The organism is Mucilaginibacter frigoritolerans, from assembly GCF_007830615.1.
Lineage (GTDB): Bacteria > Bacteroidota > Bacteroidia > Sphingobacteriales > Sphingobacteriaceae > Mucilaginibacter > Mucilaginibacter frigoritolerans.
Genome location: NZ_VLLI01000017.1, coordinates 1 through 19547, shown reverse-complemented (window position 1 = coordinate 19547; position 19547 = coordinate 1). Strand labels below are relative to the sequence as shown.

At 43.3% G+C, this 19547-nt stretch carries 12 protein-coding genes and 1 pseudogene; 5 read left to right on the top strand and 8 right to left on the bottom strand.

Annotated elements, in window-relative coordinates; translation table 11 throughout:
- Positions 1–3 precede the first annotated feature (3 nt).
- Complete coding sequence (locus JN11_RS21925; RefSeq protein ID WP_144916178.1) at positions 4–3237, bottom strand: SusC/RagA family TonB-linked outer membrane protein; 3234 nt, start codon at positions 3235–3237, stop codon at positions 4–6.
- Positions 3238–3920: 683 nt separating this feature from the next.
- On the opposite strand from JN11_RS21925, the gene JN11_RS21920 reads away from it, so the two are divergent.
- A complete protein-coding gene (locus JN11_RS21920; RefSeq protein WP_144916176.1) occupies positions 3921–4709 on the top strand; it encodes a hypothetical protein in 789 nt (262 codons plus the stop codon).
- Between the two features lie 81 nt (positions 4710–4790).
- On the opposite strand, the gene JN11_RS21915 is transcribed toward JN11_RS21920, so the two are convergent.
- From JN11_RS21915 to JN11_RS21895, 5 genes are all read right to left on the bottom strand, one after another.
- Positions 4791–5588, bottom strand: a complete 798-nt coding sequence (locus tag JN11_RS21915) for an FHA domain-containing protein (protein ID WP_144916174.1) — start codon at positions 5586–5588, stop codon at positions 4791–4793.
- An 11-nt stretch (positions 5589–5599) separates the two neighbouring features.
- Complete coding sequence (locus JN11_RS21910; RefSeq protein ID WP_144916173.1) at positions 5600–9739, bottom strand: FtsW/RodA/SpoVE family cell cycle protein; 4140 nt, start codon at positions 9737–9739, stop codon at positions 5600–5602.
- A gap of 3 nt (positions 9740–9742) precedes the next feature.
- Complete coding sequence (locus JN11_RS21905) at positions 9743–11176, bottom strand: PP2C family protein-serine/threonine phosphatase (protein WP_144916171.1); 1434 nt, start codon at positions 11174–11176, stop codon at positions 9743–9745.
- 95 nt (positions 11177–11271) lie between these two features.
- Positions 11272–12222, bottom strand: a complete 951-nt coding sequence (locus JN11_RS21900; RefSeq protein WP_144916170.1) for a hypothetical protein — start codon at positions 12220–12222, stop codon at positions 11272–11274.
- A gap of 74 nt (positions 12223–12296) precedes the next feature.
- Entirely contained in the window at positions 12297–13643 is a 1347-nt protein-coding gene (locus JN11_RS21895) for a serine/threonine protein kinase (RefSeq protein WP_144916168.1), read from the bottom strand.
- Positions 13644–14247: 604 nt separating this feature from the next.
- Here JN11_RS21895 and JN11_RS21890 point away from each other — a divergent pair.
- Together JN11_RS21890 and JN11_RS21885 are read left to right on the top strand one after the other, a co-directional pair.
- The gene (locus JN11_RS21890) at positions 14248–14415 is read left to right on the top strand and encodes a TetR/AcrR family transcriptional regulator (RefSeq protein WP_144916166.1); all 168 of its coding nucleotides are present in this window, start codon (positions 14248–14250) and stop codon (positions 14413–14415) included.
- Positions 14416–14708: 293 nt separating this feature from the next.
- Positions 14709–15137, top strand: coding sequence for a phosphoribosyltransferase (locus JN11_RS21885; RefSeq protein WP_144916165.1), 429 nt, complete (start codon positions 14709–14711; stop codon positions 15135–15137).
- Here JN11_RS21885 and JN11_RS21880 read toward each other — a convergent pair.
- Positions 15112–15903: pseudogene (locus JN11_RS21880) on the bottom strand (hypothetical protein); the annotation flags it as partial. The gene JN11_RS21885 and the pseudogene JN11_RS21880 sit on opposite strands and share 26 nt — an antisense overlap.
- 42 nt (positions 15904–15945) lie before the next feature.
- On the bottom strand, positions 15946–18882 hold the full coding sequence (locus JN11_RS21875; protein WP_144916162.1) for a tetratricopeptide repeat protein: 2937 nt from the start codon (positions 18880–18882) through the stop codon (positions 15946–15948).
- Positions 18883–19034: 152 nt separating this feature from the next.
- Between JN11_RS21875 and JN11_RS21870 the strand changes: the two genes are divergently transcribed.
- Together JN11_RS21870 and JN11_RS21865 are read left to right on the top strand one after the other, a co-directional pair.
- Positions 19035–19274, top strand: coding sequence for a hypothetical protein (locus JN11_RS21870; RefSeq protein WP_144916161.1), 240 nt, complete (start codon positions 19035–19037; stop codon positions 19272–19274).
- 19 nt (positions 19275–19293) lie between these two features.
- Positions 19294–19547, top strand: a 254-nt coding sequence (locus JN11_RS21865; RefSeq protein ID WP_144916159.1) for a transposase, incomplete at its 3' end; no start/stop codon positions are given.

Below are 19547 nucleotides of genomic sequence, written 5' to 3'. Positions count from 1 at the left end.
CAATTAAAATCCAAGGTTTAAGCCCACAGTAATTGATTTCGTGTTCGGATTAGAACTATTATCTACACCTCTGTCATAAGCCGAGTTTGATGTACCGGAACTAACTTCCGGATCAAAGCCAGTGTATTTAGTGATGGTAAACAAGTTACGTCCGCTAACAGTCAACACCGCTTTTCTGAATACCTTCGAGCCCAATAGCTTTCCAAAGTCATAACCGATGTAAGCATTTCTTAATCTGGCAAAAGAAGAGCTTTCATAGAAATAATCTTTCGTTCCGTCACGGTCACCGTTAACCTGGCCAAATGCATTGGCATAAGCGCTACGGTAATAAGCTGTGTATGCCGCTGTAGTACCAGCTATGTCAACTGCGTTGTCATAATCGCTGCTGATACCGTCCCTATACATCCACTCTTTGGTTTGGTTATATAAGTGGCTACCGTAAACCCAATCAAGTTGAAAACCGAAGGTTAGAGATTTATAGCTAAAGTTTTCGATGAATGACATGTTGAATTTTGGATTCGGATCACCAAAGGAACTTGCTTCATTTGTAAACATGATACTTTTTGATGCTATATTTACTACACGGCCATTAACAATAGTATATTGGCTATAATCTGCAGGTAAAATATAGGGTACGCCCTCCTGATTTTTTTCGCTCAAACTTGTAAGGGCCTTATCACCATAGATCTCACCGATTTTTTGACCGGCAACCAACGCTAAACTGGTGCTACCTGCAGCAGAAGTCAGAATGATTGGCGGGCCTACAATGCTGGTGATGGTAGATGTTTGATTGCTGAAGTTCGTGGTCATGTTCCAGTTAAAATCCTTGGATTTGTAAACCGCGATATTCAATGATGCCTGAATACCATGTGAAGCTAAACCAATTGCATTTGTTGAAATAGAAGAACCACCGGTTGATAAAGCTGTTGATACACTATAGATGGCATCTGTTGTTTTTCTGTTCCAGTAAGTACCACTCACGGTAAAATCGCTTCCCCAGCTACCTTGAAAGCCTCTGATTTCAAAGTCTGTACCAATTTCAAATTCCTTAGAAACTTCTACGTTTAAATTGGGGTTCGCTAAGCCGCTACTTGGCAGGTTAAATGTTAATTCAGAACCAATATTTTGTGGATTTATGGTTGCGTATCTTTGATAAATATTTGGCTGAATACCTGCTTCACCGTAACCACTGCGGATTTTGAATTCAGGAATTGCTGATCCAAGGGCTGAATTTTTCCAAAAATCCAGTGATGATAGTCTTACATAACCATTCACGTCAGGGAAAGTAAATGGTTTTGAACCAGCTCCAAAATTAGATGAATAATCACTTCTGAAACCACCGGCAACACCAGCAATATCACCAAAGTCTATTTTTTGGTTAACTACATAACCGAAAGTAACAAATTTAGCCGTGTAATCGTTCCAAATCGCCTGGCTGTTTGTTTGGTTGTATTTATATATGGCGTATGTTGGCAAACCTAAACCATAGGAATCTAAGTCATGACTATTGCCGCTACGGTAATCATACTGCAATAAGGTATTGGTTGTAATAGGTACATTTAAATGGAAATCTTTTTTGAAATCTGTTTTGATGATAGCAGACCCAATAAAGTTTTGGAAAAAATTATTATTGGTATAATTATCAAGCTCGCCACTGCCGTCAGGAGCAGCAACGCCGCCGAAATAATTGCCTGTATCTTGATTTTGAATGGTACCTGTCTGATTCAAATAAGTTGCATTCTCTTCATTGTGCGAATAGTTGATACCGTATTTGGCATTCAAATCAACAAAACGGTTGATTTTGTAATCGGCAATAAAGTTTTGAAGAAGGTCTTCGCGGTTGGTGGTTTGAGATCCCCATTGATGAAAGTAATTTGGGTTTGAACCGTTCACACTCACTGTACCTGAACTTAAAGATAAAGGATAAGATCCGTCAGCGTTTTTCTGATTAAAATCATAAAAAGGAGACGCGTTCAACGCGTCAAAAATACCGCCGCTATTACCGATACCGAATGCTGGGTTCAAGGTATTTTTGGTATAGATCAATTGAGTGATTGACCGGAACGTAAAGCCCTTAAAAAGCTCTGTTCCTAAGTTAACGGTCATATTGGTTCTGTTGTTGAAACCATTGTTTCTGATATCACTTTCCTGGTAATTATTAGAAAGGGAAAATAAATAGTCTGACTTTTCAGATCCACCTGAAAGGGTTAAGTTGGTATTGTTAGTATAAGCTGTTGTAAACAATTGCGCCAGGTGGTCATAGTACTTTAGATTTGTACCATATTGCTGGTGGTAAATATTTAAAGGATTTGACATAGCAGTAGGGAAGCCGGCTGCCGAATTGGAACCGTAAGCCCATTGGATGCCCGGATATTGGCCATATGCATTCAATGTTATTGGTTGTCCGCTGGCATTAATGAACTGGCCGGCGGCATTAACAGCAAAGCTACTCAATGTTGCCTGGTGTACATTCCCGTTGTTAATCATATCAGCACCGGATACACTGGATGATACATCAATGCGTGTTTTACCAACCGCGCCTTTTTTGGTAAAGATCTGGATAACACCATTTGCACCCTGTGCACCATAAATGGTGGAGGCGGCAGCTCCCTGTACAACTTCGATGTGATCTACAGATGCAGGGTCAAGCTGGCTGATGTCTGTAATAGCTGATTGAATACCATCCACCAGGTACATTGGTGTAGTACCACCCTGTACAGTGTTGATACCACGCAAAATAATGTTAGCCTTTGCGCCAGGTGTGCCGTCAACTGAGGAAATTTCAGCTCCAGGAATTTGACCTATCAAACCCTGGTCGATAGAGGCCTGTGGGGAAGAGGTTAAGCTCTTTCCTGAAACTGATTCTACTGAGATACCCAGCTTTGCTTTACTTGTAGCAACACCAGAACCCGTAACAACCACTTCATTAAGCTGCTTGCTAGAAAGGACAAGTACAACATCAACTACAGGTTTGTTTACGGTAACCTGTTGATTGTCATAACCAATAAAGCTGACCACCAAAATTGCATTGGCAGGAACGGTCAGCGTATACTTTCCTTTGATGTTTGTTTGGGTGCCAGTGGTGGTACCTTTAATTTTTACGGTTGCTCCGGGAATTGGCTCTCCGTCTTCTTTTGCGGTAACTGTACCGGTAACGGTACTTGTTTGTGAATAGGCGTAATTACCTATAAGCACCAGCAAAAGGAAAAAAATACTGTTAAGTAAGTGTTTCTTCATACTTTGATTAATTGAAAAGTTAATAGTTGTTTCGTTCTCAATATAGGCATGTAACACATGTGTTACAATATTGGTTGAATTTTTAGTATTATAATATTTTTTGTTTTCAATAAGCCCCAATAATTAGTATATTTTTATATAAATTGTATTTTTATTATTACTTTAATAATATATTCCATTCTTTACAAGAAAATACTACAACTGCTAAAATCATATATTTTACATATTTAGACCTATTTGTTAACATTATTTTAAAATTCCTGTGCTTTTTTTGAAAAAAACGTGAAATATCGCATATTAAAAACACTGTATTTTTATTATCTCACCAAATTGAAAGTATCGCTTGATTGTTCAAAAGCTTTCAGAGTTTAGGCTGATGAAAACTCAGCTTTTAGCTTAGGCAGTCGCAAACTTTATATCAATGAAAACCGTCCTACTATTTTGCCGCCAAAAACAAATAGGTATGCAACTGTAGCTCAGTATAAAGGCAATCCTCTTATATACACCTTATCTAACAAAACCACAAGCAGCACAACGTCCACAGATTCAAGTAGCTTCTTTGGGCTTAATGACCCCTTGCTGGCAAATGAGGGAAGTACAATTACCTTATCTGCCTTATCAAATAGATATCGGTTTATCATCTTCACATTTTATAATTGATTACCTTTAATAAATTCATTAGCATGAAAAATTTTCATCTTTTTATAGTGGGCCTATTATTCGCACAATTGTGCCTTGCCCAAACAGTAAAAAACAGTCTTTATTTACAGCATTTAAAAGGCAAGGTAAAAAGGATTGAATCAGTGTTATATAATGGAGACGCTACTAAAGGTACAATAGACACACTGGCCCCCACAAGTAAGATCATTGAACTATATGATGAAAATGGCAATGATGTGGAGGAAAGCTATACTGACAAGGATGACAAGAAGGTATCTAAATGGATTAAGAAATATAATGAAAAAAGCGAAAAAATAGAGGAAGACTATTTTGCTGAAACAGGGATGCAGGAAGCAACTACTTTTTTTAGATATGATGCAAGTGGAAAACTGGTAGAATCAGATCATGAGTTCAGTCCTGATAAAACAAATTCAAATAAAACATTGTACAAGTATGATGACAGAGATAATAATATTGAAGAGGATGTATATTCAAATGGCGACAGTTTGAAATACAAAAACACCTATAAATATGACAGTAAGGGCAATAAAATTGAAATGGATTACTGGCATGCAAAAGAAGATACTATTAGGGTGAAGTGGACATTTGATTATAATAATGCAGGCCTTCGCGTGAAAGAAGACAGGTACAGTCCGCGGGGGGAACTGCAAATTGAAAACCTTTTCACTTATGAAAATATGGATAATTCGGGTAACTGGCAGCTGCAAACCAGGAAAAGCCAGGGAAAGAATAAAGAATACGCCAGGATATTAAGTTACTCCGTCACTAAAATGAAGATTTATTACTACTAAAAATAGCAATTGTTAGGATGGCCCTGCCCACCGGTACGTAGCACGCCCATATTCTCCAAATCTTTCGTTATCGAAAAAACTTTACTCAATTTTATATTTTGGTTCTTTGTAAGTAAAATCAATTACGGCACCATCGCCCAAAATCACCTGGTCGCCTTCTTCTAATCTATGACCTATCTGGGTTGAAATCAGCTTGTTCAACGCCTCCGTGGCCCCTGCCCTAACCTTCACTTTATTACCGGGAGGTACGCCACCCATATCGGCATATAACATGAAGCTGCCGGCCTCATTGTTCCACTCTATATGTGCGTGCTGGCGACTGATATATTTATTGATCTCGTTATCAACCTCACCCGGGAAAGCAATTTGGTTAAACCTGAAAAAGCCATCAGTAGTTTGCACACTTTTATCGCGCCCAATGTTGGTCTTCCCATCGGTAGACTCCAACCGGTAAATTTTCTTTTCCGCTTCGCCGCTTAAAATCCGGATAAAAGCCGTTGCAGACTTCTTGATCATATTGTCCTTTGTCCGGATAAACAATCCCGCATCGGCACCCGTCACACTAATCGCTTCAGTCGGCAATTCAGCCAGGTGGCTGATATCCAGAGTCCAGTTGGCCGGCAGATCAAGGGCATAATCATCGGCAATTTTTTGTACCTCATTTTTCAGCCGCCCGGGTTCATCGGCATAAACGGCAGCTTCATAAACATGCTTTTCGCTATCAGGTGTAGCTATAAACAAGTCTATGCCCTTTATATTTTTCCCTTCGCCGCCTTCTGCTTTTTGTAGCTCCAGTTTAATGCCCTTTAAAATGGCAGCACGCGCAGCTTTTACATCAGCAGGTTGGTTCTTTTTGTCGTTTTTAAATATGTTGAACATGTTTTTATCAACTAGTTTTGTGTTGTATCAGGTTGCTCAGTCGGCTTCTGGTCGTCGGTTTGATCAGTGCCGCCAGTTCCCTCATTAGTTACAGGTGTTATACTTTTAATATAACCCATCTTCAGTAAATAAGGTATAACATCTCTACCGGCCATGTGCACAGCGTCCGATGAACCTTTGGTTTTTTCAATGCGGATACATGTTACCGTGTATCCTGTATTTTGCAGGTTGGGTGCAAAAAATACATACCAGCCATCGTTTATGCTTTGTCCTTTCCAGATGCGTTCCGGTGTACCGGTTTTTCCTGCCACCGCCAGATTCAAAATAGTAGCCTTTGGCGCGCTTTGCTCTATCATAAACTGCTTAAGCAAGGCGGCATACGCCGGATCAGTTAGTTTTTCAGATGTTTTTGTGCTGATAACCGTATCGTTTATCTTCAGGGCAAACCGGCTCTGCATTAATGTGCCGTTATTGGCTACACCCGATGCCAGCCGGGCCACAGCAGCCGGCGTAGCGATCAACTCACCCTGCCCCCAGGCCATGCCCGAAATACCTTTTGCCCGCGTACGGTGAATATTGTTCGGATCGTATGGCGGTTTGGTATTGAATTCTGTTTTGCGCCAAAGTTCGCGCCATTTTTCCTGCTGAGCGGCATCGGTATTATTAGGTTTCTTTTCATAAAAATACCCACCCACCCCATGTAAAAACATACCAACCTTTAGGTATAAGGTAGCCATATCTTCCTGCAGGTGCTGCTGGTTAGCTAGCTTGATAAAATATACGTTGTTTGAATGCACAATGGCACGTTCCAATGTGATCGTCCCGGTTTCATCCGGCTCAATACCTTTGGTCCTTATCCGTTCTTCGGTGCTCACATGATAGGTCACTTTATTGGCATCTGCACCTAACTTATTGAAGGCCGCCATAGCTGTGAGTACTTTGGCGGTCGAACCAGGCTGGGTAGCGTAAGTAAATCCAAGATCGCTGGTTGTTACCCATTGCGACAGCTTATTTTGATCGGGCACGCTCATCGTCAGCAGGTCCCAGTTATGTACTGGTGGCAGCGGGTATTGGGTGGATGCCAGGACATCGCCTGTTGAGGAATCCATAATCACTACCGAAACCCGTTTATAATTCACCGCCGTGTCTGCAGCTATGGCCTTTTCAATACTGGTTTGGAGGCTTGCATCCACCGTTAGCTGCACATCGCGGTTTTTATTTTTAAAGGCGGTTACGGCGCTGCTGTTTATCCCCGCCAGCAGTAATGGCGCAATAGCGCTGTAATCTTTTTTACCCACAGTCATTTCCTTTACGCCCCGCGGCAAAAAATGATCTTCCTGGAAGTGCGATGCTTTTACCGTGTAATTTGATATGGGCATTTTGAAACCCCGAAGCTCCGCAGCGTGTTCATATTCGGCGAAATACCCATTGGTACCACCGTCGAACACCATGGTATTGACATCGCCCAACCAAAAGAACAGTTGGTCCTGGAATGGATAATACCGCGTTAAACGTTTATGTACAGCTGAATCAAGGTCGTAATTCGTCGTGCCAGCCGCATTTAGTTTATCTTTTTGTTTATCGATCAGTTGCGGATCACTGGTGGCTAAAGCCAGTCCTTTCCTGTCATAAATAGTCCCGGCTTCAAGCTTGTTCATCAGGATAGCGATGCGGGGGTTGTAGCTAAACATGCGGGCGCCACTTTTGTCGGCTACCAGGGCAGGCTTAACCACCCATTTTTCATTATCAAAAAGATAGCTGGATACATTAACAGTCAGCAATATCAAACCGATGGATGCGGCCAGCAAGGCAGGTACCAGGTTTTTATCCTGCTGTTTGGTAATATAGGCCATCTGCACATGCGTTCCTTTAACCCTTGATACAGATATCAGGAAACCGGCAGCAATAAAATTCGCAACTAATGATGATCCCCCGTAACTCTCAAAAGGCAACGCTACACCCGATAAGGGTAAGGCCCCGGTGGACCCACCGGCAATAAGCAGGAATTGCACAAACGTACATATCCCGATGCCCGCGCATAGATAAAATAAAAAAGGTGCCCCCGTTTGCCTGCCAATGATGATGGACCGGTGCAAATACAACAGGAACATCAAAAAGACACAAACAATGCCTGCCCATCCAAAATTTTCGCCGATGGAGGGTAATATCATATCAGTATGTGCTTCAGGTATGGTTTTGGCAAAGGACTCTCCCACCCCTTGCCCGGCAACGCCTCCGCCAGACATCGCCCACAAGCCGTTCGCTACCTGGTCGCCGCCATAAACTTCGTTATTCCATGGGTCCTGCCAGATAGCTTTTCGCTCGATCAATCTTTCTACTGGCCCCGGGAATAGCTTTGCCAGATGGGGTACCTTATCCAGCGTCATAAACGCTGCAATAACGATCACCGCCATAATGGCCGATTCGCTCAGGCGCTTCCGGGAGGAAGCCCATAGGATGAACAAAAAAGCTATCGACAAAGCCGCCGAAAGCCATACATTTTTAAATATCCAGGTTACCAGCACATAAAACACCACCGCCATGAACATCGGCATAAAGTCGCCGCGCGAAAAAGAAAACAGGATGATAAAGGTAAAACAGATGATCATCGCTGGGCCCAAATCGCCCAAAATTAAAAAGAGCAACAGCGTTGCACCAATGGCAAATATGGCGAAATAAAAAAATGACCAGCGTTTGCGCCAGCTTGTATATTCGCTGATGAACCGCTCATTCATAGCAAAAAAGCCTGCCAGGAAGAGGATCACCAGGTACTTCACAATTTCGCTGGGCTGAAAGATGAAAAGGTTTACTTTAACGCCGCTCCCTTCAGGTCCTGTGCCAAACCTGATGGTTAAAAACAGTAGCACCAATGCAGCGGCGATCCAGGGCCAGCCATTTGCCGCTTTATCATTATTTTTAAAGACGAATAGCCTATAAAAGCCTGAATCGGCGTTAAAGCGGCGCAGGTTGAAAAACAGGACTGCGATCATACCAACAAAACCTATCGTCAGGTAAACGAGCGAGTCTTTGGCAAAAAAGCGGTCACGTAACGGGTCTTGTAAGCTGAGTAGGGTCAAAAAAGAAATACCGGTAAGCAGCATTACCATGGGCAGGATGAGTTGATCGGCCTCTGAAAAACGAAAACTTAACACAAGATGGATGATGAAGAAGCCCACAAAAAATCCGGCAATAACTACCCAAAACCAATATTCAAATTCGTGGGGTGTACGGATAATAATGGATTTTTCCTTACGGATAATGTTAAAATCTTTGGTTGATAACAGCCGGATGGTATGCGGTGCACGATGAAAATCAAAAGTCGCATCGTTATCCAGGTTTTCGGTGCCCTGTGTTTTCCCAAACTGGTATCCGGGCTGCAGGGGCAGCAGCTCAAACGCATGTCCTTCAGGCAGATTTTTAAAAGAATATTGCCCGTGTTCATCCGTCCTCGCAAACGCTACCAGCGATTGAAGGTGCATCTTTTTGGCGGAATCAGGCGTAAAAATTTTGGTGAACGATCTACTTTTCTGAACGCTATTTTTGGTCAGATCAACCTCTTCATCGCTGAACAGGCTATCCTGCGGCAGTATTAGCTGTAGCCGGACCAATACGCCGCTCACCGGCTCCTGTTTGTCAACAACAGTCCCGCTGATAGTCGGCCCCTCCATACCGATGTCGGCTATAGCCGAAAATTGCGGTGGCGATGTCCGTTCCTGCTCAAATCGCGTTGAATCATTACCGGTGTAGCCGAGCGTCGCCCTTGAAACGGCTACACGTTGCTTAAACGATTGTCCGCCTTCGGCAAAAGCATCGTCAGCATTAACGTTAAAACGTTTTTTATTCAGTTCGCCGATATTGTCAAATTTTGTTTCGGTGCTGATGCCGGACACTATCGTTTTCTCTATAAGGTTAATATCGCGCTGATCATCGAAATAATAGCCCTTTTGCAGCATCCGCGCCAGGCGCCCGGCGGGATCTTTCGCATTCAGGTTAACCATTGTGCCGTCTTTCAGCCGTTTGTCTACATCCGTAAAACCACCTTCCAGCACCAGGAACAGGCGCACAAAAAGAACCAGCAACACAGCGGCAATCAATAAAAGAAACAGACGTTCCTTTTTTCGCGACGTGGATATTTGCTGTTTTTTTCCCATAGCTTATTTGGTCTTTGGAATAGAATCGGCCCGGAATGCAGGGGTATTGAAGCCGCCGCTGATATATTTTTTTCCGGGAAAGGCATAAGTGTTTAACACAGGGATCTTACAGTCCCTGAAGCGGACATTTTTCAACTGCAGGGCTTGGTCGTGACCCGAAATAGCGACATTAAAACTTTGAAACGACACGCTATCAAATTGTACGATCTTCGTATGCGAAGCAAGGACAAATGCCGGGTGTTTAAAACCAGTATCACTTTGAAAGGTGATGTTTCCTTTGGCTTTGATGTACAGGCTGTCGCGGCCTATCAGTATGGACTGGCTGATAATCACCGGGCTTTTAAATGCCGTATCGCTCAGCACCAATATTTTTCCCTTATTTTGATCGATAACTTTTTGAAGTTTGATCTCCTGCGGATTACGTTGCCTTGGCACATTTGCAACTGAATCTTTTTTGGGCGAAACATCGTTCTCCTGTTTATTGCCGTAATTAACATACTGCCATAAACACACCGCTGCAAGGCCAATAACCAGCACTAAAAGCAGGATGGCCCATCCCTTATAACTTTTGCGCGGCGCCCTTTCAGCAATGGCGCTTGTGGTTGGGGTATGGCGGCGTTGTCCAGTAATGATTTTGGGCTTTTCAGGCTGGGCATTTTCCAACGGTTTGGTAGCAGCATGCTGTTGTTTTTCTTTATCGTTTTTAACCAGAACCACGGTAATATTATCCTTACCTCCCTCATTGTTCGCCGCGTCTATCAACTTGTTACCTATAGTTTTTAACGAACTGCCGCCGGTCATGGTGGCAGTTATTGTCGCTTTGTTTACCACATCCGTAAGCCCATCGCTGCATAACAACAGCATATCGCCCGGTAAAAACGGCGACTGCCCGGTTTCAATCTCATCACCATTGATGATATTCACCTGGAAACCCAGCGCCTTGTCTATTTCATTGCGTTTGGGGTGGTTCATGGCCTCGCTTTCTGACAACCGGCCCGAATCTTCCAAAAAACCTACGAAAGATTGATCATGGGATATTTTAACCAGCGAACCGTCTCTGAAAAGGTAAAGTCTGGTATCGCCTAGATGGGCATAGTAGCATTGGTTCGAGGATAGGTCGACTACAGCAAGCGTAACCACACAGGCCATTTTGCTATGTTCTTTAACGACATGCCGTTCCTCCCATATCTTTTCGTTTGCTTCGGCGAAAGCACCGGTAAGCACTGGGATTACCTCGCCCGAAAGATTAACCAGTCGCTGTAAAATCATTTCCCGCGCAATTGAAGCAGCAATTTCACCGCCTGTATATCCGCCTACGCCATCAATAACACAGGCAATAATATAACGCCCGTCCGGACTTTGCTCCGCTATAAAGGCATCCTCGTTGTTCTTCCGTTGCCTGCCAGTATCGGTTATGCCAAAAATATTATCACTCATCTGGTTTACGTGGGGTCTTTATTTCAACAAAATGAGTTACCAGCAGCAATACCGCCAAACCTAATAACCCAAATGATAACAACTGATACATCCGTTTACGATTTAAAAATGTTCACACCTACGATACCGTTCAGCAATATCTTCGAGTTAACTGGCAGCTCAACCCATTGCGGCGCGTTTACATCGCTTTTGTACACGTCATTTTCATTCAAAATGGTTTTTTCGCCAAATGAAGCCAGGTAAAACTTCCCGTCCGACCGGTTATGCCTTATTTGCAAGTGGGGTGTATTCACCCAATCTGTCGGTATCCGAAAGATGTTCCGTTCTTCGCGGGTTTCATCATTGCCCGATACTATGATCTCGTTGTCAAGCATCAAAAATTCCACTTTTTTGCCGGCAAATTGTTTTTCAGGCAAGATGGTCTCAAAACGTGCATAATATTTTTGATTGGGGCTGGCGCTCTTTTCTTCTTCCGTTTCCAGGCTTTCTTCATATGGCACCTCGTAGTAGCCTTCGCTGTAATAATTAAAGCCTTTTAAAATATCCTGGCTGATGTCAAATGTTTGCGCAATGCCGGTTTGGCGGGGAATAAATGTTACTTTAAGGTTTTCTTCTTTTTGGTTATTACCGGGCATTAGCTTCCCAATAAAACCAATATCACCGGGCTCATAATCCGGGTGCGAAACGAGGCGGAAAACCCATTTGGAGCTTGATGGTTTTACAGTTTTTCCAGCCACCCGGTGTTGCTTCAGGATTTCATAAAACTTTTTAACGGTTTCATTAATGATAAGCCCAAAGATGCCCTGCCGGTTATTTAAAAACGATGTGTAGTCTGCAGTGTTAAAACTGATGATATATTCGTGGTAAAAAACTACCCTGTCAGCAAAGGACAGTTCGCGGATTGAATCGTTGAACTTGGATATCATATAATTATAAACGTCATCAGGCGTGAGACTTTGCTGTTTTTTTTTGGCCGATGATTGTTCATCGGTTAAAAACCAGCCTTGGATACCGATGCGCTGCCAAAACGAAGTTTTTTGATCCATTTAATATTGAGCAGGTTGAAAATTTACAATTGAACAGTATATCAAAACAAGATGTTTGATAAAATTAATATATTTTACGGATTATTGTCCGGTTGTTTTACCGTACTGGTGTCCTGCGGAGTACCAGTGCTGTCCGCTTTCTTTTGGCTTTCAGCTTTTTGCCGTTCGCCGTCTATCACATCTTTGATAGCCTGTTGCGCAGCCGAATCATTTGCTCTTTCTTTCGAATGATAATCATGGACGGTTGCCTGCTTTGGCGTATCGGTATCTTTTTTTGTTGTGTCGGCAGCGGTGGTTTTTATTGGCACCGGCGGAAGGTTTTGGTTGATCAACAGGTAACCGCAGGTAATCAGCGATATAGCAAACATACCCATCAAAGCAAAAAACAGCGGTTTCGATATATGCATTTTATCGCCTTGGTGGTAAGTGACTCCTGTAGCACCTAACGCTGGCTTAGTATTTCTAAATGCAGCCTTATCGGGCAGTTGATCTAAAGAAACGGCTGGCTGCCCAGTTGAAAGGCTGCCGTCAAACAGCGCCTCCTGCAGCGACATCCCGCTGAGATAACGTTTTTCAGGGTCTTTTTCAAGGCAGGTGCTTATCAGTGTTAAAAGCCATTTGGGAACACGCATTTCTATATCCCGTTTTTGTTCGGTCCAGCCGGCCGGCAAGTTTTTTTTGCGTAGCGCCAGTACATCAGGCACAGGAGACTCCATATGGGCAATCATTACTGCGTTGCGTGCCGTTTCGCCGCTATCGTGCAGCGGGAAGGGTACCTGGCCGGCCAGGAGTTCATATAAAATAATGCCGTAGCTGTAAATATCTGTAGCCATGTACATGGCACCCGTATTTTGTTCAGGCGCCATAAATTCAATGGCCCCGGCATGGCGTATACTCGTGCGGCGTTGTTCGTCGGACATGATGGCGAGACCAAAATCCAGCAGCACATAGTTGCCCGAGTGGATATTGTATTTTATATTATTGCTTTTAATATCGCCATGTTTTACGCCCACCATATGGCAATGTGAAAGCGCATTGGCCAAATGATCTGCAAGTTTTAATACTTCTTTTATAGTGAAAACCGGATCGTGAGGTGGTTTCAGTAATTCCTCCAGGTCAGGCCCCTCAATAAACTCCATTTCTATATAAGGGAAGGACCCGCTTTCGGTTAACCCGGAAGCAAGGATCTTTACAACGTTTGGATTTGGCCTCTCGTTAACCTTTTTAAGCTTGTTTACTTCATTTTGAAAATTTCGGAAATTTTTATCATCATCATCTTCGGTATGTATCGGCGTAGGAAGCAATTTAACGGCGCTGATGATAGGCCCCATCCGGCGTCCCTTATAAACTGAGCCCTGCCCGCCGGTGCGTAATGCGCCCATGTTCTCCAAACCTTTTGCAATCGTAAATACTTTACTCATTGTAATTCCCTGCAGACAATATAAAATAAAAAATTGCCGACCTTTTTTAGCTTTTCTTTAATACTAACACGGCAGCTAAAGATATGTTTATTAGGCGAAAAAATATTGTTAAAGGCAATAAAATAGCTACACATGTGGCTGGAGTTTATATTTTAAAGCGATGTATTTAAATTAATTAGAATGGTCAACCAAAATGCTTTTTCCAAATTTTTGAGAAACGGCAGTTTTATCGTTGCTGCCTATACTAATCACCAGGTAACCGGCAACATCCATTGCATTTATCACCGGCTTCGGCCCATGCTGTCCCGCGGATAGATGACACAAAGAAAACAGCACGGGCCGCATGAAACATACCCCTATTATAAATCAAATAGCTACATCAACAGCCGGGACAAGTTGGGACAAACCGGGCCAAATTCGGCGTCAATTTGACCTTTTTCTGTTTCATACTGAGGACAATACCGCCAATCTTCAATGATGATTTTAAGGATATACAATAGCATTTATCGTTACCGCAGGGCTGCCTTTATCTTGTTTTGATTTTTTTATAAAAACAACATACCGATCGGTATTTTAATTATATTCGTATGAAATTTAAAACCAGGTGGCCGCAGATAATTTAAATACCAGGGATTTTATATTACAAAAAGTAGCTCCCCTATTTAACAAAAAGGGCTATGCAGGTACCAGTTTATCCGACTTAACGGATGCTACCGGCTTAACCAAGGGTGGAAATTCCGAAGTCTTTGACCACCTCCTTCCGGAACTGTAATTAAGGTAATTCCGCAACACTTTGACCACGTTAATTTATTGATTGTTAATTGCGACTTTCGTTAATCCCTACACAACTGGGTGCTCTAAAGCGCACGGAATCGCCTGGTCAAACGTCCTGGAATATCCAGCGGAGTACCGGTTTGCCCCGGGGCTGGACCGTTTAGGAACGAGTTTAAGCTCAGTGTTCGACTGTGACCATTTTCCAAGTATGATTTATAAAACGAGGGAAACGGAACCTGTTAAGAGTTTTGGGATTGCAGAGCAGAAGGCGGAATTACGGGAGGTTTATGGGTGGACCGGAATATCGTGGACCTGAATGAAAGGAAGGTGCTGCTGATCGATGATGTGGTAACGACGGGAACAACGGCGGGCAGTATCATCAGCGCGATTCTGAAGGTATTCCCACGGACGCGGTTTGAGGTTTTTTCGCTGGCGTGGACGCCGACCTACCGGCAACAAATTGCTTTAGGGTTGGAGCAGCAAAAGGCGATGTACGTAAGCGAGCCGGAGGAGAGTTATGGTAATGCCGGCAAGCAGCGCCATACAGATGAAGGTTTTGAAAACGGGGAAACCTTTGTTTCCTTATACTGGCGGTGCATTGACAGACCGGGTGTAAAAACAAAACGGAGCGAAGGCCCGACCAGGGATGTCAACCCGATCAGGAAGATTCTCACAGCGGTGTTCGTGATTCCACCTACTCAGCGCTGGCAATTTCGTTGATGATCGTTAATATCTCCGCTTCTGCGGCGGGGAGTAAAGCAAATTGCTTGCTAATGATGTTGATAACCAAGCCAAAACCGCGGCCGCTCAGGCCCTGGAGCAAGTTATTTAAGAGATAGTGCGCACTTCGGTACCTGCTGTCAGTAATGATTAACGGCTGAAGATAAAGCCACTTCAAGAACATGATCCCTTCCGATAGATTACGCAGGTCGGCGCCGCTGCGGTTTACTTTGAGATTTTCAACCGCACAGATATATTTATTGGGGCGACCGGCAATGAAAGCCGAAAATTCGGTGATCAAATGTTCTTTTGTTATCTTTAGTCCAACGTAGTTTTTAGATATCAGGTAGGTGGTGGCATCAAAACCAGGGAAAAATTTTAACAAATACGGCTCCGGCCCTATTACCCGTTTTTGACCGCCGAAAACTTTCAAATAGAATAGATCGCTGGTGACCAGCAAATGATCCTGGCGCGTAGAAAGCAAGCGGTTGTCAACCAGATAATGCAAATAATCATCGTCGTCGTTTTTTAACTCCTTGTTGTTAACGACCAGGTCGAGTTTTTCGTCGACATTGTCGGCAATACAGTTTTCCTCAACCCAACTGATCATCCCGCGGAGGTGCGCTGAACGCTTTTCTTTATAATCAGGCGGAAAAAAATGCGGGACAACCGCCTCCAGCGTAATACTCATCGACATTCTTTCCTCGGGCTCAGTGAGTGCCTCATTTAATAAATGCCTCAACTTGTGCAGGACATAATTGGAGACGACAAACTTAGCGGGATACTTAAGCCCATGTTCTTTGGTTAATTAATAGAACAGTGTAACTCCCGTAAAATCGATAACAAACGCAGTACTTTGAGTTATCGGCTCATGGGGGATGGTTTGGGGAACGGTCTGGAAAAAAGTTTGATGTTCGCCGGTTAAGAAATAGTAAGCGTCCGGCGAATTTGTTTCAAAATTGCTTTTAATCACTTCAGTGAAAGTGATTTGCCCCTCATTATACCGTTCCAGGTTTTGATCCCTAAACTGTTTATCTATTGTACCCACCGCACCCATTTGTTTTTGCAGCGTAGCCTTCATTTCTTCAGCAGTAGTTCCCTCGAACTGAAATTGTTTGAGCTTTAATCCGGAAACGGGGTTTGATGCCTGCTTTAAAATTTCATCATAGAGGTCAAGGTATTTATCAGTGATCCTGACAACATGTATAAACGTCGTTTCCTGCATAAAATCACCGTAAATCTGAAAATGTTCGCCTGTCTTTTTTCCGAGAAAAGGTTTTATAAGCGGATCGTCCAGTTTTGCCGGATCAATAAACACTTTGTAAATTTCCCCGGAAATCTTAAAAGTAACAAAACTGCCGAGCAATACCTCTTCATAAACACGGAAGACCTTATCGCTCAACCGAAGCGTGGACCCGATAAAAGCCTGCCGGCTGGCAATATTCGATTTTCCCTGGGCGGATGTAAATAATATCTCAATTGCTTCGGTGTGCAGGCCGGCCTGTGAAAATGCTGAGAAGATAACCAGGTTGCCCCGTTCATTAAACCTGATTCCATCTATGATGTGTTTATACGCCAGAATCTTCTCCACTGCCAGTTCGTTCAGGCAGGCATGAAAAAATGCGGTAATAAAGTCTTCGTGGGGTTTCAGTTGCTTAATCGCATATTCTGCGAGTTCAAGGACTTTTTTCCAGTCATGCTGTTTTTGCCGCAATTCGATCTCCAGGCGCAGCAGCATTGGATTTGGCGGCAGGGTCAACCGCGCCTTTTTCAATACCTGCAGCAATTCGAGCTTATTGCCTTCACTAAAATACAATGCTTCGCAATAGGTAAATAAATCGTTTGAATCGACACTTTTGCCGGGTTCGGGCCGAAGAAACTGAATAATGCGGCCATAGGCCTTCAATGAACGCAGGGTCCTCAGGTAAAACTCTTTGATCTCAGGGTATCGCGGATCAAGACCGGCTTCAATAAGATCGAGTTTAACCTCTGCCGCCGGGCGGTCGCCCTGATCAGCCGCATAAATCGAAGAGACATAGAGCTCCAGTAAGGCCTTCATTTCATTATTCGGAAAAATACCGGTTTCCAGGATCGTTTGCAAAAAGCTTAATGCGCCTTTGGCATTATTACGGTACCCCATGCTAAAGAACTGGAGCAGGTTGTTCAACAGGATAGTTGAAATCGCGCTAAGGCCCAGTATATAATGTTCATAATGCTCAACTGCTTCTTCCCGTCTGCCCGAATTAAATAAGATCACCGTCTTAAACAAAGCGGTCATTTCATGTTTGTCAGCGCCAAAGCTGTCGATGATTTCCAGCGCCCTGTCGCGGTATTCGTCCGTCTCAATGAGTTGATAGGCCTGAACCAACTGGATAACCTGTATGTGGTCTTTCTCATCGATTTGATCGTATATCCTAGCGAGCTGGTGTATTTCGCTTTGATCGCCGGTTAGGATCAGCCGGGCGTAGTGGTATCTGAAGCGTACATATGCCTGTTCATTGCCCAGTTCGCTGTTGTCAAGAATCGCAGTAAGCATACCCATTAACTTGAAGTAATGGTGGTAGATCCGCGCCCCTTTCAACTCCTCCGACGCTGCATAATTCGTTACCATTGGAAATTCAAAATAGATGCGCGCGAAAAGGTAATCACTATACCGCAGCCAGAATTTGAAGTTAGAATAGGTAAGTTGAGGCAATTCACCGTCCATGATATCAATCCTGACAGGCGAGCCTGGCAAAAATACACAGCGCATGTTTTCGACGTCTTTGGCCAACGTGAAAAACGCGTTCAGCTTAAATTCCTTCTTAGCCAGCAAAGAAATCGGGACCTTATCCAGAAATGTGAAAGGGTCTTCGGCATAATGCAATCTCACTGACCAGCCGGCAATGTCAAACTCATCAACTGCTAAAATTTCTTCAGCCAGCGCTAAAGCCCGATCCGGTTCCTGCATGGCCATGTAGCCTAAAGCAGCAAGTCGTTTATATTCGATATTATTGGGCGAAAGCCGGTAAGCCTTGATGAACAAAGGCGCCGCATTGCGCGTCACCGCGAAGTTTTCTTTGTCGCTGGCGGCACTGGCCAATAGGAAAGTCAACTGACTTTCCAGCAGGTCGTTTTTGATATTGCGTGCGGCTATCCGGTTTTGGAGCCTGCTGATAAGTTCAGCGGCTGTAAATGGTTTGAATTGATACAAAAGCTTTTTAATGGCGTCTAATTCCTGAGCCCACTCTGCTGCAAGCGCATGTTCTATTTCAAGGCCGCTAACATTTTGCTGTGTTTGGGAGATCAATTCATCAAGTTTTTGATGAAGCGATTCCATGCCGCTTGCTACCTGAAAAGTTATCTCTTTATAGTTATCTTCAATATACAAGCGCTTTAATTTTCCAGAAGCAGCAAGCTGGTCATTGAAAATGTTTAAAAAATTTGTAATGTCAATATCTGACGGGAGTTGTATCCGGGAATCCCCGGCAATCGCGTTTCTCAATTTCGCTTCATCGAGGGACAAGCCAACCTGATAGTTGACCAGTTCCCCTATAAAAATTTGCGCGTCCACAAACAAAATTTTATCCGTTTCGCTTACGCTATACTGTTGCTTATACAGATCTATCGAGGTATTAATGACTTTATTCAATTCAGCCTGATAAGGTTTCAGATCGCCTGTTAACCAATTGTACCCTTTTCTGGCCAGGCCGTTTATTGTCCGGATCGCAAGGTCGGTCAAATACGCTTCTTCGATGGTGTTCAAATTCATAATACTAAAGATAATAGTATTTTATCCGGCTTGACGAATTAAGTTTTCCACTTTATTGGTTTTATATTAATTTTACTTAAAACCTGCTACATGACCATTGACGTGTAAGCCAATACCTCATGTTTTAATACCTAATACAGAACCTTATGGCTACTAACGAAGCTGAAAAATTTGACGAAGACGTGGACGCACGGCTAAGCGATATCGAAGAGGAATTCGGATTTTCATTGATCAGAAAAGACAAAGCAGACTTTACCCGGATCAGAGAAGCGATCAACGAAACGGCTGAATTGATGAAACAAGGACGTTTCCCGCCCGTCCAGGCGTACCGTGGCTGTTGCACAACGAAGCGAATATTTTTTGACAATATTATGTTAAGATATTGATTTTTAGTATCTTAATAACATGCAAGGCAAGAAACAATATCAAGAAAAGCTCTTTACCAATTTCCAGTTGTCTGACCGTGTCCCATCGGACAATATTTACAGAAAGTTAAAAGAGGTATTAGACCTTCAGTTTTTATACACAGCTACAGCTAAGTATTATGGTAAGGATGGGCAAAAGAGCATCGACCCGATTGTATTTTTCAAGTTATTACTGGTTGGCTATTTAGAAAACCAGCCGAGCGACAGGCGGATTGTTCATATGGCTTCTATGCG

What these genes read in the sequence shown, in the direction of transcription:
- JN11_RS21925 (WP_144916178.1), bottom strand. Translation starts at nt 3,237, where the DNA reads ATGAAGAAACACTTACTTAACAGTATTTTTTTCCTTTTGCTGGTGCTT.
- JN11_RS21920 (WP_144916176.1), top strand. Translation starts at nt 3,921, where the DNA reads ATGAAAAATTTTCATCTTTTTATAGTGGGCCTATTATTCGCACAATTG.
- JN11_RS21915 (WP_144916174.1), bottom strand. Translation starts at nt 5,588, where the DNA reads ATGTTCAACATATTTAAAAACGACAAAAAGAACCAACCTGCTGATGTA.
- JN11_RS21910 (WP_144916173.1), bottom strand. Translation starts at nt 9,739, where the DNA reads ATGGGAAAAAAACAGCAAATATCCACGTCGCGAAAAAAGGAACGTCTG.
- JN11_RS21905 (WP_144916171.1), bottom strand. Translation starts at nt 11,176, where the DNA reads ATGAGTGATAATATTTTTGGCATAACCGATACTGGCAGGCAACGGAAG.
- JN11_RS21900 (WP_144916170.1), bottom strand. Translation starts at nt 12,222, where the DNA reads ATGGATCAAAAAACTTCGTTTTGGCAGCGCATCGGTATCCAAGGCTGG.
- JN11_RS21895 (WP_144916168.1), bottom strand. Translation starts at nt 13,643, where the DNA reads ATGAGTAAAGTATTTACGATTGCAAAAGGTTTGGAGAACATGGGCGCA.
- JN11_RS21870 (WP_144916161.1), top strand. Translation starts at nt 19,035, where the DNA reads ATGGCTACTAACGAAGCTGAAAAATTTGACGAAGACGTGGACGCACGG.